The following is a 14,052-nucleotide window of genomic DNA, read 5'->3' on the forward strand; positions in this document are numbered from 1 at the left end:
ATACGCTTTGAAGTCACCAAAATACTTGGTGATAGCAGCCGTCAACGTCGTCTTACCATGGTCAACGTGACCAATCGTGCCGATGTTTACGTGGGGTTTTGAGCGATCAAACTTTTCCTTAGCCATATCTGAGGCGCCTTGTCTGTTAGGGGGCACTTCGGCCCGGTGATCTTCTGTGCGCGCACATATTGGGTTGTGTATGAAAAATCAAGCAATTCAGGACGTCATATCGCCCCGAACCACCAAATTTTCTATCCTTGGTCAAATGAGACTCTCAGGTAGGCGCTTCTCTAACTTTCAACGGCCTCAATTGGCGCGACTTCCGCAGCATTTGCACCCGAACCATCCAGTGGCTCCAATGGGGTAACCTCGATCTCGCTCCCCTCGAGTGCGTTCCCTTCGGTGGGCTGCTCGACCAAAGTCGCCGCCCCCGCCTCTGGCCCGCCGAACCATTCATTTTCAAAGTTCTGCTGCGCCAGCCAAACCTCAAGCAGCTTGGCTCCATTGCGACTAAGGTTTTCCATCTGCTCTTCTGCGCTTTGAGTCAGGCCAGAACCGAACAGCACCTTCTCATCATGAGTTTCCAGAACCGTAATCTGGTGCGGCGTATCATTCAGCTTCTTCTTGGCCTCATCATCCCAGACCGTCACCTTGAAGATCAGAACAGATTTGGGCGAGGCTACAATCGGCACGCCGGGCACGGCCAGTACGTAGCCTTCGATGCTGATGCCAAGGTGGTAAAGCTTGCTGCCGTCGTAGCGTCGGAAACGTTCGTCAACCGCGCCCTTGAACGAGGCGATCCATTCGTCGGTGTCGGCCTCTCGAGATCCCGGGCCCTTGGTGATATTTGGTGCAACCACAACATTATGTCCCAGATGGAAGTTGCCCAAGTTACCCGGCTTGTCGTCCAGATCGTTGGGATTGGTACAGGCAACCACAAGCGAAGTGGCAAAAAACAGGCACAATAGTCGTAGCATGGACATGGGCATCAGATCTCCTTGCACCAGCGATAGCGCAGGATGGAATCAGGTGCAATCATTTGCCCCACGACCGGTTGGCTTCTATATCTGGTCAAAGCAACTGCAAGGCGATGTATGAGCAGCAATCAAAATCCAGTATCTGTCCCGCTTGTATCCGAGCCAATGGGCATTTTGGCCAGTCTGGCAGCGGCGCGGCGCAATATTTTATCAATAATTCCCAATATTGCTGTGACCCAACCCATGGTATCCGGACGCACGGGCAAACGTTGGCACATGGTGATGGATCCGGCGTCAATCCGCCGGATGCTGCTAGAAAATCTCGAGAACTATCCTAAGTCGCTTGTCACGAAAAACCTTCTCAAACCTGCTATCGGGGATTCACTCTTTATTGCCGAGGGTGCTCATTGGCGGTGGCAGCGGCGCGCGGCAGCCCCAGCATTTACCCATCGAAACATGCTCAATCTGGCACCATTCATGACCGCAGCAGCTGAGCGCAGTTCAGAACGGATTGCCCAAGCCCACCCGCAACCCGTGGACGTGGCGCAGGATATGGTACGCGCCACCTTTGATGTCATCTCGGATGTGACCTTCTCCGGGGATGGGTCGTTTGACGGTGATGCGGTGCATCGCGGGATTGATGCCTATATTGCGGAAGCTGGCAAAATCTCATTGTTCGACATTCTGGGTTTTCCTGACTGGATGCCGCGTCCGGGGCGTATGTTTTCTGGTCAATCGTTGAAGCAGATGAAACATATTGCGGATGATGCTGTGGACGCGCGGCGCAATCGTGGGCCCAAAGACGTGCCTGACCTGCTGGATTTGCTGCTGGAAGGAGAAGATTCTGAAACCAAGCGTCGGATGAACACCGCTGAGTTAAGGGACAATTTGCTGACTTTTATCGTCGCGGGACATGAAACCACGGCGCTGACACTCGCGTGGTCGCTTTATTTGTGTGGCTTTGATCAAGACGTGCAGGATCGCGCCCGGGCCGAGGCTCAAAGCGTGTTGCAGGGCCGTGCCGCCGAAGGCGCGGATGTGGAGAACCTGCCGTTTATCCGGATGATCGCCGACGAAGCTTTGCGGCTCTATCCGCCTGCAGGGATGATTTCGCGCACCGCGATGGCCGCTGACACGTTATGTGGACGCGAGGTGCGCAAGGGTGACACCGTGATCATCCCGATCTATGCGCTGCACCGTAATCAGGTGCTATGGGAGGATGCGGATGCCTTTCGCCCGGACCGCTTTGCCGACCGCAGGGCGATTGAGCGCTATGCCTATCTGCCGTTTGGCGGCGGGCCGCGGATTTGCATCGGGGCGAGTTTTGCCTTGCAAGAGGCCGTGATCATTCTGGCCACTCTGCTGTCGCGCTTTCGGTTTACATCCGTGCCCGGTGCCGAACCCAAGCCGGTGATGATCCTTACCCTGCGGCCCGAAGGGGGCGTGTGGCTGAAGGCCGAGCCGGTTTAAGGGGGAATGATCTGCTCATGGTGCCGTAACCATTATCAAATTTGAGATTTGTGCTATGACTACCTCCTGTCAGCATTGGGATACAGATCATGGAGCATTTTAACCTTGGCCCCTATACACGGGATGTCACGACCACTTCGGCAGAGGCCCAGCAATGGTTTAACCGGGGTTTGATCTGGACATACGGGTATAATCATGAGCTGGCTATTGAGTGTTTTCAAAAGGCACTGGAGCAGGATCCCGACTGCGCGATGGCGCATTGGGGGGTCGCCTATGCCTCTGGCCCAAATTACAATTTCGAATGGTGGATGATGGACCGGGGCACCAAGGCCAAGGCACTTGGCCGGGCCTATGACCATACGCATGCGGCTTTGGCTTTGGTGGGAAATGTCACCGCACCTGAGCGTGCCCTGATAGAGGCGCTGCAAGCGCGGTATCCGCAGCGGGAGCCAATCAAGAACCAATCGCCTTGGAATGATGATTTTGCGACGGTGATGAAGCAGGTTTACGAGGCCTTTCCAGACGATATTGAGGTGGCCACGATCTATGCCGAAAGCATCCTAAACCAGACTCCATGGAAAATGTGGGACATTCACAAGAATGCCGCCGCCGAAGGCGCGAACCCGCTGGCGGCGCAGGCCGTTTTGGAGAAGTATCTGGACACACCACAGGGGCAATCACACCCCGGCATTCTGCACCTTTATATTCATCTGATGGAAATGTCGCCGACACCGGAAAAGGCACTGATGGCTTGCGATCATCTGCGGGAGCTGGTGCCGGATGCAGGGCACCTGATTCACATGCCAACGCATATCGATGTGCAATGTGGGCATTACCGCGACGTTGTGCATTGGAACCAGAAGGGGATTGAGGCCGACCTGCGGGTGGTCGAACATCAGGGGCGGTTTAATTTCTACACCGGATACCGGGCGCATAACTATCGATTTGCCGTCTATGGCGCGATGTTTCTGGGCCAGTATGAGCCAGCGATAACAGCAGCCGAAGAGATCATCCGCGAGACGCCTGAAGAGCTGTTGCGGCAGGAAAGCCCGCCGATGGCAGATTTCATGGAAAGCAATATTTCGATGAAGACCCATGTGCAGATCCGCTTTGGCCGTTGGCGTGAACTGATAGCTGAACCGCTGCCTGAGGATCAGGCGCTATATTGCTACACAACGGCGATCCTGCTCTATGCCAAAGGCGTAGCACATTCCGCATTGGGAGAGGTTGCCGAGGCCGAAGCTGCACGAGAGCGTTTCATGGAAGCGCGTGCCAAAGTGCCCGACAGCCGACATCAGCACAATAACCGTTGTATCGACTTGTTAGAGGTGGCGGAGCTGATGCTGGATGGCGAGCTGGAGTATCGCAAAGAAAACTACGACGTGGCCTTTGCCCATCTGCGCAATGCGATCGCTTTGGAAGACTCCCTGCCCTATGACGAGCCTTGGGGCTGGATGCAGCCGGTACGCCATGCGCTTGGGGCGTTGTCACTTGAACAGGGGCGAATTGAAGAGGCAGAACAAGCCTATCGCGAGGACCTTGGCCTTGCTGGCGACCTGCCCCGCGCCTGTATCCACCCGGATAATATCTGGAGCCTGAAGGGGCTGGATGAATGCCTGAAACGGCGCGGTGCGGGTGACACGGCGGAGGGAAAGCTGATCAGTCAGCGGCTTAAGTTAGCGGCAGCGCGCTCCGACCTGCCCGTGGGTGCATCGTGCCATTGCGCGCAGGCGGCCATGCAAGCAACGGCTGCAGAGTAGAGGTCGTAATGCAGTGCCATCGCTCGCACATGTTGAAGCTTTTCAACACTACAAGGATTTGGTGCCCAGACTCGATCCGGCAAACTTCTCACTATGCGCAACGACAATCGGGGATATAAAATCGATGAATGCGCGCAGTCTCGGGGATTGTTTTTTATCGGGATGATACAAGAGCCATAGTCCAAGATCCTGATGAGACACGGGTGTCGGATAAATGCGTTTTAATGCAGGATCACAGTCCGCCCAATAGCATGGCAAAACGGCCATGCCCATACCGGTGCGAACCAACGCATTCATCGACAAGAAACTATCCGTGTAATGTTTCACGGGCCGTGACTTCAAATGTTTGGGAATATTTGCATTAAACCAGCGCCCGTCGGGCCAATCAATCCAGTCCAATACGTCTGCGTCGCCACGGTCCGCCGCACCATAAATGCCAAGTCCAAAATCGCAAAGTCGGCGACCCACAAGGTTTTCATCTGGGCCCTGACTGACTCTCAAGGCGACATCAGCCTTGCCGCGCATCAGATCAACGGTCTCTAATCCGGCTAAAACCGATAGGTTCAAATTCGGATTCTCAGCCTGGAATTCGGCAAGGTGTGGCGCCAGAAACCGATCAATCAACATATCAACACAGGCGATCACAAGCGGCCCGGATAGTGTAAGTTCTGTTTCTGCTATTTCCCTAAGCAAGAACTGCAGTTCGGATTCTGTGCTCTCTGCCAACGCGCAAAGCTTCAAACCCGCTTCTGATAGAATGGCCCCTTCGGGCCGTCGTTCCAAAAGTTTGACGTTCAGCTGCTTTTCTCTCTTCACAATGCGGCGTGATACGGTGGACTGATTGATGCCAAGCGTATTAGCCGCGTGAGAGAGTGATCCTGCACGCTTGATCGCGAGGAGATATCGAAGATCATCCCAATGCATGCTATGCATTTAGACATATGCGCCATGCCAAATTCAATATTTATATGCATCAACGCATTTCATAGACTGAAATGACTTCGCATTTTTGAGGAGCGCACAGATGCCAGCTTATGTGATCGCCCAAATTGATATTCATGACCCGGAAGAATACCAAATATACCTACAAGGCTTCATGCCTATTTTTGAGCGCTACGATGGCAAGCTGCTTGTCACTTCCGCGAAAGAGCCAATACTGCTGGAGGGCAATTGGGATTTGCAACGCGTCGTGGTCATGGAATTCCCCGATACTAATCGCGCGCAAAAATGGTTGAACGACCCCGACTATACGAAACTTGCCCGACACCGGCACCGCTCCGCCAATACCAATCTTATACTGGTGGAAGGCATCAATTGAACAGCACACAAAGGCCTGCCGGATTAGGCACGTTAAAGCAGTAAGCCGGGCTTAAGCCCGGCTTTTGAATTGATCTCAGGTGAACCGATTGTTTCTGGGAAATCCACGAGGGGCCATGCGACCGGCGCTGGCGCGTTTGCCCTGCCATTCGGCCAGATTGGTTTCCGTGCGGGTGCGCCCAGCCGGATCAAGCCAACTGAGGCCCTGTTCTAGCGCGAAGGTGGTGGCATCTGAGAGGCCGCCATCTTTGTACTTTTGCAAACGCACGCCCTTGCCCCGGCCCATTTCGGGCAATTCATCCAACGGGAAGACCAACACCTTGCGGTTTTCACCGACGCAGGCGACGTGATCGCCATTCACCGGTTGGCAAACCTTGGCGCGCACATCATCCTTGACGTTCAGGACCTGCTTACCGGTGCGGGTCTGGGCAATGATGTCATCTTCGGCCACAACAAAACCATCACCGGCGCTAGAGGCGACCAGGAGTTTGCGTTCGGGTTGGTGGATGAAGAGATCGACAATTTCGGCTTCATTCGGCAGGTCGACCATAAGGCGCAGGGGTTCACCCATGCCGCGCCCACCCGGTAGGTTCGCGGCGGACATCGTATAAAAGCGCCCGTTCGTACCGAAGACCAACAATCTGTCGGTTGTTTCAGCGTGGAACATGAAGCGCGGGCCGTCGCCATCTTTGAACTTGAGCTCGCGGGTTAGATCAATGTGCCCGGTCATCGCGCGGACCCAGCCCATTTCCGAGCAGACCACGGTGATCGGCTCTTTGTCGATCATCGCTTCAAGCGGCACTTCCTCGATTTCGGTTGCTTCCGAGAAATGCGTCAGGCGTGCGCCACGCTCGTAGTCTTTGCCAAAGGTTTTCTTGACCTCTTTGAGTTGGTCCGAGATGGCTGCCCATTGCAGGTCATCGCTTTCCAGCAGGTCCTCCAGCCCAGCGCGTTCTTCCATCAGCGCGTCACGTTCCTTGGTCAATTCGATCTCTTCCAGACGGCGCAAAGACCGCAGGCGCATGTTGAGGATCGCTTCAGCCTGCACATCGGTCAGGCCATCCTCGCCATCGGCGCGGGGTGGCACATAATCCGCCTCGGAGGTCGCCCGGACAAAATCCTGCCCCCAGTCCTCGCGCATCAGCGCATCTTTGGGCACGTCGTCATAGCGGATGATGTCGATCACGCGATCAAGGTTGAGGAAGGCCACGATCAGACCTTCGAGCACCTCAAGTCGGTGGTCGATCTTTTCCATCCGGTGTTTGGAGCGGCGGATCAGGACCTCTTGCCGGAAATCGAGGAAGGCACGCAGTACCTCCTTGAGCGAGCAGACCTTGGGTGTGACGCCATCGATCAGCACGTTCATGTTCAGGCTGAACCGCACCTCGAGATCCGAGTTGCGATAGAGCATGTTCATCAGCACCTCGGGGTCGACGTTCTTGGAACGCGGTTCCAAAATCAGGCGCACGTCTTCGGCGCTTTCGTCTCGCACATCACCCAGGATCGGGATTTTCTTGGTTTGGATCGCCTCGGCGATCTTTTCGATCAGTTTGGATTTCTGAACCTGATAGGGGATTTCAGTGACAACGATCTGCCATTGGCCACGGCCCAGATCCTCAACCTCGTATTTGCAACGCAAGCGGAAGGAGCCGCGTCCGGTACGATAAGCCTGCGCAATGTTTTCGCGCGGTTCGACAATCACGCCGCCGGTCGGGAAATCCGGGCCGGGGATGTAGTTGAGCAAAGTGTCATCCCGCGCATCCGGCACCTTGATCAGATGCAGACAGGCATCAACCGTTTCCACAATATTGTGCGGCGGAATGTTGGTGGCCATACCGACCGCGATCCCAGAGGAGCCATTGGCCAGTAGATTCGGAAAGGACGCGGGCAGCACGACCGGTTCGGTCAGGGTTCCATCATAATTGTCCCGAAAATCAACCGCGTTTTCATTGAGCCCTTCAAGCAACGCCTCGGCGACGCTAGTCATGCGCGCCTCAGTATATCGACTGGCCGCCGGGTTATCACCGTCGATGTTGCCGAAGTTTCCCTGCCCGTCCACAAGCGGATAGCGCACGGCAAAGTCCTGCGCGAGGCGCGCCATGGCGTCATAAATCGCGGCATCACCATGCGGGTGATAGTTGCCCATCACGTCGCCGCTGATCTTGGCGGATTTGCGGAACCCCCCGTTTGAGGCCAGCTTCAGCTCGCGCATGGCGTAAAGGATTCGCCGGTGAACCGGCTTCAGCCCATCGCGCGCATCCGGCAGAGCCCGGTGCATGATCGTGCTGAGCGCATAGGTTAGGTATCGCTCGCCAATGGCGCGGCGCAGCGGTTCAGCAACAAATTCAGAGCCCATATTGGGGTCATCAAGTAAGTCAGTCATAGATGATGTGTATCCCCCCAAAAGAGCCGGGTAAAGCTGGTGGGGGAAAGATTTATCGAATTCCCCTGCACCGACCCCATAGAATCATGCGACTTTGGTGTGTGACGTAATTTGTGCTATCGTATAGGTATTGGAGGTCCACGCTATGTGGCGTTTTATTTTAGTATCATTCGCTTTTCTCGGATGGCTTTTTTACGAACTCAGCGGTGGCGCAAATTACGAACCGCGCACTCAGTCGATTCAAGCCCGTGAAAAATTCGCAGATGTTCGCCCGGTCAGGCGGCCGGTGCAGGTCAAAATTGTACGTGTGTCCGCGCAGGATGACGTAGAGCACGAGCCCGTGACCCGTTCATTAACCTCACTGGCAAGTCTCGCGATCAACGAAGGTGACAGGTTTGAAATCACGCTGGCCAGCGCTAGCGGCGGCTCAGACCTTGTGGCACAGCAAGCCGCAGTTGCCGGGGTTGAGATCGTTCAGGTCCCGACCGTTGCGGTCGACCTTTCAAAAATCAGTACTGTTGCTGAACCTGTCACCGAAGAACCCGTCATCGAAGACCTTGCAGATGTCCGCAAAGTCACAGGGTCCGTCGTGAATATGCGTAGCGGTCCAGGCACAAGATATAATCGGATCGGCAATTTGACCAAAGGTTCCGAAGTCACGGTTCTGCGTTCACACGATAACGGTTGGGTCAAGTTACGCGCTCATGACACAGGCCGGGTTGGTTGGATGTCCGCGCGTTTGCTAACAACAGCAAGCAACTGAGCCAGAAGAAGCGACGGATTGGGGGGAATCCCCCAAATCCCTCATGGTATTTCGGGAACTATAAAGGTTTGCCAATTGCATTGTGATCTGTTGCGGGTCATAGCTTTGGCATGACTCTGAAATCCATTCTTATCACTGGCTGTTCTTCAGGAATTGGTTATGACGCGGCACATGGATTGCGCGCGCGCGGTTGGCGCGTTTTTGCTTCTTGCCGAAAAGCAGCTGACTGCGAACGCCTGAGAAGTGAGGGATTTGAAAGCCCCTTGATTGATTATCAGGATGAAGCAACCATCACCTCGGGACTGAAGGAGGTTTTAGAGTCGACCGGTGGGACTTTGGATGCGTTGTTCAACAACGGAGCCTTTGGCAACCCAGGCGCGGTAGAAGACCTACCAACAGAAGCCTTGCGCCAAATTTTTCAGGCGAATTTCTTTGGGTGGCACGAGCTGTCCAGACAGGTCATCCCGGTGATGCGCGGGCAGGGACATGGACGCATCGTGCAGTGTTCCTCAATCTTGGGTTTTGTCACCATTCGCTGGCGCGGGGCGTACAATGCCACCAAGTTTGCGCTGGAAGGGTTGACAGACACATTGCGGATCGAGATGCGAGACACCAACATAAAGGTTGCCCTGATTGAACCCGGGCCGGTGACGTCGAATATCCGGAAAAATTCGATTCCACATTTCGAGCGTTGGATTGATTGGGAAAATTCACCTCGTAGGCTCCAATATGAGACCCAATTGCGCAATCGGCTGTATGGCCCAGACAGCAAAGATACGTTTGAATTGCCTGCCTCCGCCGTAACGAAGAAGCTGGTTCACGCCATTGAATCGCCTCGCCCTCGTGCACGGTACTACGTAACGACACCCACCTACATCATGGGTACTTTGCGTCGGTTCTTGCCAACGCGCGCTTTGGATTGGGTCTTGTCCAAAAGCTAAGTGATAAAATATCGGGTGGCCATTGAGAAGAGTTCGGCCTGCGATGATATCCCAAGCTTCGCATAGGCATGGTGACGGTGCACCTTAACCGTACCCTCAGAAATTCCAAGATAGGCTGCGGCAGATGGGGTCGAGTGACCCTGCAGTACGAGACGAATGATCTCGCCCTCACGCGGGCTGAGCAGATCTGCCCCGAAGGTTTCCAGCCGATCTTCGAGCTGACCCATTTCTTCGAAATCTCCTTCATCTTTTTCAATATGCCAATGCCTAAGGATGGCCGCTGACAAGATTGGAAAAATCAGCTGCAACCGACCGATTTCTCTTGCAGAAAAGCGGGCTTGCCTCGCAACACGCGCCAGTGAGACGATGATCCATTCATCGGCGGATGCCTCGATCAGCAATCCCGCCTCATCGCTGATTCGAATATTGCGATAAAAGGTGCGGTAGTATTCTGAGCGAAAGAAGGCTTCGGGCGCAAGATCGAGGGTCCGAAAGACACCCGGGCCTTTCCCCGACTTACAAGCCAGATAAAGCGGATCGAGCAGATAGGGACCGGTGGCGTAGAACCGCACAGAAATGGCTGCCTGAATGTCGTCAAGATCCTGGTAAAGCGACAGTGGCGGGGCGTTGATCGGGTAGCGGGTGATTATCATAGAATCGAAAGTCGCAAACAGGCCGATAAAATGCCTGAACGCTGCGGGGAAGCGGTCCTGTCCAACGGCTTGGAGCAAGCCAGCGATCGCATCAGCGCGTCCTGCGTCAAGATCTATCACCCCGAGGGCATTCGGATCGTCTACTACCATCTGAACTATCCTATATCTAAAGATATATATCTCTTAACAAATTTACCGGCATAGGGCCTTTCGTTCAATCTTTTTGGCATAGCGTTTCCCAAGGAGAGCAAGCGATGGCGAAAGATTCAAACGTTAACCCAAGCACCGGCGATCAGGCCTTTACCCGTAATACGGATCGCGGAACGGTGGCCGAGGCCACCTATGCCGGCGCCCTGAGTTTTATGCGCCGCCGCTATACTCGGGATCTCACTGGGGCGGACGTGGCGATCATGGGTGTACCGTTTGATCTGGCCGTCTCCAGCCGTTCTGGTACGCGTCATGGGCCGCGCGCGGTACGCGCCGCCTCGAGCCAGATTGCATGGTCGGCGCCCTGGCCATGGAAAGACGATCCGTTCGAGCAACTCTCGGTGATTGATTACGGCGATTGTCAGTTTGATTCCGGGTACCCGGCGAACGTACCCAATGAGATTGCAGATGAGGCGCGCGCCGTCTTGGCCTCAGATACCGCGCTGCTTTCGATTGGGGGCGATCACTTCATCACCTATCCGCTGCTGAAGGCCCATGCCGAAAAGCACGGCCCGCTGAGCCTGATCCAGTTCGATGCCCACACGGATACTTGGGCGGACGATGAAGGACGGATCGATCATGGCACCATGCTATGGCACGCGGCGCGCGAAGGCTTGGTTGATCCAAAGCGCTCGGTCCAGATCGGCATCCGTACCCACAACCCGGAACCGCTGGGGTTCAACATCATTGACGCCATCGAGGTGCATCAGACCGGACCGCAGGCGGTGGCAGAGAAGGTCAAACAGATCGTGGGCGACACAAAAACCTATCTGACGTTTGACATCGACGCATTGGAACCGGCCTCAGCCCCCGGCACGGGCACCCCGGTGATCGGAGGGTTGAGCCCCTATCAGGCGCAGGAAGCATTGCGCAATCTGGTGGGCATAAACGTGGTCGGTATGGATGTGGTCGAGGTCGCCCCGGCCTATGACGTGGGCGAAATCACCGCCCTCGCTGCCGCCACCATCGCAAATGATCTGCTGTGCCTGCATGCGGCAGCACGCGCACAACACGGTTAAAGCCAATCGGAAGGAGAAATGAATGTCTAATTTGATGACAAAATACACGTTGGCAGCCCTAGCCATCGGGACCGCAGGGGCGGGACCGGCTTTCGCCGGAGAGCTCGCAATCTACAATTGGGCGGACTATTTTGGCGAAACGTCAATTTCTGACTTCGAAGAGACAACAGGCACCAAAGTCACATTGGATTACTTTGATTCCAACGAGGTTTTGGAGACCAAAATGCTGACCGGTGGGTCAGGGTATGACGTGATCTTCCCTGCCGCATCGAACGCGGAACGCCAGTTTCAAGCTGGAGCGCTATTGCCCATCGATGCGACGCGTCTGGAGAATTATGGCAATCTGAACCCCGACATTCTGGGGGCGCTGGACAAAGTTTCCGGCGGGCGGGAGTTGGGTGTGCCATATACTTGGGGCACGATTGGCATTGCCTATAATCCAGCCTTGGTCGAGGAGCGTCTGGGAGATGTTGATGTTTCAACCTGGGACACACTGTTTGACCCAGCTATCGCAGGCAAGCTATCTGATTGTGGCATTGCAGTCCTGGATTCGCCGATCGAGATGGCCTCGGTCACGCTGAACTATCTTGGCAAAGATCCCTACTCCAACGACAAAGCTGATCTTGAAGAGACCAAGTCAGCGATGGAAATTGCGTCCGAATCCATTCGCTATTTCAGCAATCAAAAAGCCACCAACGATCTGGCCAAGGGCGATATCTGCGTGGCGGTGATGTACAGCGGAGACGCCGGCATCGCGCAGGCCCGCGCCATGGAAGCCGACAACGGCACCGAGATCTTCTATACCATCCCCAAAGAAGGCACTCTGATGTGGATCGACCTGATGGCCATTCCTGCAGATGCAGAAAATGTAGATGAGGCCTATGCCTTCATTGATCATATGTTGCAGCCAGAAGTAATTGCCGAAGTGTCAAACACCGTATATTTCGCCAATGCCAACAGCGCGGCAGATGCACATGTCGACCCGATAATCCTGTCTGATCCAAGCCTCTATCCAAATGCGGAAACACTGGACCGCCTCTTCCCGGACAAAAGCGTCGGAGCCAAGACAATGCGCAACAGAACGCGGCTTTGGACCGCTGTGAAATCTGGAATTTAGAATAATATATAAATGGATAAACCGGGCCACCTTGGCCCGGCCCGAACGCTCTTACAATTTTATTGAAACCAAAATTCAATTGACCTTTTGGGTTAAAGGTCGCTTGAGTCTTGCTTAAAAGTTAACGCAGGGCTTTTATCGCCAATCAAATTCTGGGAAACCTTTGGTTCGGAGCCGGTCTGTGGCGAAATGCATCGATAAGATTAAGTATCAACAAATACGCGACGCGGGGTTTACCGACAGAGAAATCGCCTTTTTCGATCTGGTGAGCAAATCCGAAGATGAGATTTGCACTTTCTTACCAAAACATTTTTTTAACACCTACTTTATCGAAGCCTTGAATGGTGCATAGGATAGCGCACAAAGAGAAATTATTATTGATAAATACTCAACACAGCTTTTCATAAACAAGATAGGTATTGATGGTCCGCAACTAATCGGTCTTTGGCACCCTGTAAACGGCGTGACAAATGATGGTCGTCCGATGACAACCGCTCAGCAGTTCGCGGCTGAATTGCAAGCTTTACTAAAACATACCAATCAAATTGACCTATTCTTCAAGCCACGTTCCGGAGGACGCGGTCAGGGCATTTTTTGCGTTACATTCATTAAGTCACCTACTGGAGAAGTTGCGGCCTTAATCGACGACAATCTTCAATCAGTTGAGGTGTTTCTCAAAAACTTGCCTGAAACCCCGCATTCCTATCTAGGCGAAACAAATGACGGCTGGGTTATTCAAGGTAAAGTGAACCAGCATCCAGAATTGGCGCGTCTAAATCCAAGTTCCCTGAACACCATTCGTCTTAACACTTACGTCACCCCCCAAAAAAGGATTGCATCGATGAACAACAGGTGATGCTAGACTTCGCGTTTTTTCGAGCTGGGCGCGCGGGTCTGGATACAGACAATTGGGCAACCGGAGGGGTGATGATAGAAATCGACCGCGAAACTGGCTGCCTAAATCATGGCCGCTTTTCAATGACACACGGTGGTGCATTTGCAACATAACACCCTGATTCAAAAGTAAAGTTCGTTGGCCTAAAGATGCCTTTTTGGACCGAAACAGTCGCGATGTGTTTACAAGCGGCTAAGTCCTTCCCAAACGTTAGATCAATTGCGTGGGACGTCGCCGTTACCGAAGAAGGCCCCCTTATTGTTGAGGGCAATACCCAGTGGGATGTGCACGTCCCCCAGATGCTTCTTAAGGGCTATTTCACACCTGAGCGACGTGCGTACTATGAATCTTTAGGAGATCCAACAACCGCAACCAAGTTACCTCCAATAAGATCGTTGCCGGGGCAGACAAGACTTTCTTGGGCGCTATACACTCTGCGCAAAAAATTGACCTTCCGTCTTTGAGCGCTGTCAAAGCTCTAATAACATCGGAATGCACCGCTTTTTTCGGATGTGATAAAATCTGCAGAAAGGCGGAGCGTAGCCCGGAA

Annotated in this window: 13 protein-coding genes and 1 pseudogene; 9 read left to right on the forward strand and 5 right to left on the reverse strand. The window is 54.1% G+C overall.

The window, feature by feature from the left end; all coding sequences use genetic code 11:
- Nucleotides 1–126, reverse strand: a 126-nt coding sequence (locus tag ROA7450_RS12810; protein WP_229861849.1) for a GTP-binding protein, incomplete at its 3' end; no start/stop codon positions are given.
- 164 nt (nucleotides 127–290) lie between these two features.
- On the reverse strand, nucleotides 291–989 hold the full coding sequence (locus tag ROA7450_RS12815) for a hypothetical protein (protein ID WP_200812960.1): 699 nt from the start codon (nucleotides 987–989) through the stop codon (nucleotides 291–293).
- 105 nt (nucleotides 990–1,094) lie between these two features.
- Between ROA7450_RS12815 and ROA7450_RS12820 the strand changes: the two genes are divergently transcribed.
- Together ROA7450_RS12820 and ROA7450_RS12825 are read left to right on the forward strand one after the other, a co-directional pair.
- Nucleotides 1,095–2,447, forward strand: a complete 1,353-nt coding sequence (locus ROA7450_RS12820) for a cytochrome P450 (RefSeq protein WP_085806254.1) — start codon at nucleotides 1,095–1,097, stop codon at nucleotides 2,445–2,447.
- 89 nt (nucleotides 2,448–2,536) lie between these two features.
- On the forward strand, nucleotides 2,537–4,207 hold the full coding sequence (locus ROA7450_RS12825; RefSeq protein ID WP_085806255.1) for a tetratricopeptide repeat protein: 1,671 nt from the start codon (nucleotides 2,537–2,539) through the stop codon (nucleotides 4,205–4,207).
- A 48-nt stretch (nucleotides 4,208–4,255) separates the two neighbouring features.
- Here the strand turns inward: ROA7450_RS12825 and ROA7450_RS12830 are convergent, their stop codons facing one another.
- Nucleotides 4,256–5,140, reverse strand: a complete 885-nt coding sequence (locus ROA7450_RS12830) for a LysR family transcriptional regulator (protein WP_085806256.1) — start codon at nucleotides 5,138–5,140, stop codon at nucleotides 4,256–4,258.
- Between the two features lie 91 nt (nucleotides 5,141–5,231).
- Here ROA7450_RS12830 and ROA7450_RS12835 point away from each other — a divergent pair, with 91 nt between their 5' ends.
- Nucleotides 5,232–5,525, forward strand: a complete 294-nt coding sequence (locus ROA7450_RS12835; protein WP_085806257.1) for a DUF1330 domain-containing protein — start codon at nucleotides 5,232–5,234, stop codon at nucleotides 5,523–5,525.
- A gap of 75 nt (nucleotides 5,526–5,600) precedes the next feature.
- On the opposite strand, the gene ROA7450_RS12840 is transcribed toward ROA7450_RS12835, so the two are convergent.
- Nucleotides 5,601–7,907 carry a DNA topoisomerase IV subunit A gene (locus tag ROA7450_RS12840; protein WP_085806258.1) on the reverse strand — a complete coding sequence of 769 codons (2,307 nt, stop codon included), beginning with the start codon at nucleotides 7,905–7,907 and terminating at the stop codon, nucleotides 5,601–5,603.
- Between the two features lie 145 nt (nucleotides 7,908–8,052).
- On the opposite strand from ROA7450_RS12840, the gene ROA7450_RS12845 reads away from it, so the two are divergent.
- Both ROA7450_RS12845 and ROA7450_RS12850 read left to right on the forward strand, forming a co-directional pair.
- The gene (locus ROA7450_RS12845; protein WP_085806259.1) at nucleotides 8,053–8,670 is read left to right on the forward strand and encodes an SH3 domain-containing protein; all 618 of its coding nucleotides are present in this window, start codon (nucleotides 8,053–8,055) and stop codon (nucleotides 8,668–8,670) included.
- 110 nt (nucleotides 8,671–8,780) lie between these two features.
- Nucleotides 8,781–9,611 carry an SDR family oxidoreductase gene (locus ROA7450_RS12850; protein ID WP_085806260.1) on the forward strand — a complete coding sequence of 277 codons (831 nt, stop codon included), beginning with the start codon at nucleotides 8,781–8,783 and terminating at the stop codon, nucleotides 9,609–9,611.
- Here the strand turns inward: ROA7450_RS12850 and ROA7450_RS12855 are convergent.
- Nucleotides 9,608–10,414, reverse strand: coding sequence for a helix-turn-helix transcriptional regulator (locus ROA7450_RS12855; protein WP_085806261.1), 807 nt, complete (start codon nucleotides 10,412–10,414; stop codon nucleotides 9,608–9,610). The two genes, ROA7450_RS12850 and ROA7450_RS12855, sit on opposite strands and share 4 nt — an antisense overlap.
- A 104-nt stretch (nucleotides 10,415–10,518) precedes the next feature.
- Between ROA7450_RS12855 and speB the strand changes: the two genes are divergently transcribed.
- From speB to ROA7450_RS21525, 4 genes and pseudogenes are all read left to right on the forward strand, one after another.
- Nucleotides 10,519–11,490: an agmatinase gene (speB, locus tag ROA7450_RS12860; RefSeq protein ID WP_085806262.1), complete on the forward strand. Its 972-nt coding sequence runs from the start codon at nucleotides 10,519–10,521 to the stop codon at nucleotides 11,488–11,490.
- A gap of 22 nt (nucleotides 11,491–11,512) precedes the next feature.
- Complete coding sequence (locus tag ROA7450_RS12865) at nucleotides 11,513–12,607, forward strand: extracellular solute-binding protein (protein ID WP_234999514.1); 1,095 nt, start codon at nucleotides 11,513–11,515, stop codon at nucleotides 12,605–12,607.
- Between the two features lie 376 nt (nucleotides 12,608–12,983).
- Nucleotides 12,984–13,463: a sugar-transfer associated ATP-grasp domain-containing protein gene (locus tag ROA7450_RS12870; protein WP_268808467.1), complete on the forward strand. Its 480-nt coding sequence runs from the start codon at nucleotides 12,984–12,986 to the stop codon at nucleotides 13,461–13,463.
- 164 nt (nucleotides 13,464–13,627) lie between these two features.
- Nucleotides 13,628–13,966 (forward strand): annotated as a pseudogene (locus ROA7450_RS21525) (sugar-transfer associated ATP-grasp domain-containing protein); the annotation flags it as partial.
- Nucleotides 13,967–14,052 lie beyond the last annotated feature (86 nt).

Origin of the sequence: Roseovarius albus (assembly GCF_900172335.1) — a bacterium.
In the GTDB taxonomy this organism is placed as follows: Bacteria; Pseudomonadota; Alphaproteobacteria; order Rhodobacterales; family Rhodobacteraceae; genus Roseovarius; species Roseovarius albus.

Coding starts and splice junctions, on each gene's coding strand:
- ROA7450_RS12815 (WP_200812960.1), bottom strand. CDS start 989: ATGCCCATGTCCATGCTACGACTATTGTGCCTGTTTTTTGCCACTTCG.
- ROA7450_RS12820 (WP_085806254.1), top strand. CDS start 1,095: ATGAGCAGCAATCAAAATCCAGTATCTGTCCCGCTTGTATCCGAGCCA.
- ROA7450_RS12825 (WP_085806255.1), top strand. CDS start 2,537: ATGGAGCATTTTAACCTTGGCCCCTATACACGGGATGTCACGACCACT.
- ROA7450_RS12830 (WP_085806256.1), bottom strand. CDS start 5,140: ATGCATAGCATGCATTGGGATGATCTTCGATATCTCCTCGCGATCAAG.
- ROA7450_RS12835 (WP_085806257.1), top strand. CDS start 5,232: ATGCCAGCTTATGTGATCGCCCAAATTGATATTCATGACCCGGAAGAA.
- ROA7450_RS12840 (WP_085806258.1), bottom strand. CDS start 7,907: ATGACTGACTTACTTGATGACCCCAATATGGGCTCTGAATTTGTTGCT.
- ROA7450_RS12845 (WP_085806259.1), top strand. CDS start 8,053: ATGTGGCGTTTTATTTTAGTATCATTCGCTTTTCTCGGATGGCTTTTT.
- ROA7450_RS12850 (WP_085806260.1), top strand. CDS start 8,781: ATGACTCTGAAATCCATTCTTATCACTGGCTGTTCTTCAGGAATTGGT.
- ROA7450_RS12855 (WP_085806261.1), bottom strand. CDS start 10,414: ATGGTAGTAGACGATCCGAATGCCCTCGGGGTGATAGATCTTGACGCA.
- speB (WP_085806262.1), top strand. CDS start 10,519: ATGGCGAAAGATTCAAACGTTAACCCAAGCACCGGCGATCAGGCCTTT.
- ROA7450_RS12865 (WP_234999514.1), top strand. CDS start 11,513: ATGTCTAATTTGATGACAAAATACACGTTGGCAGCCCTAGCCATCGGG.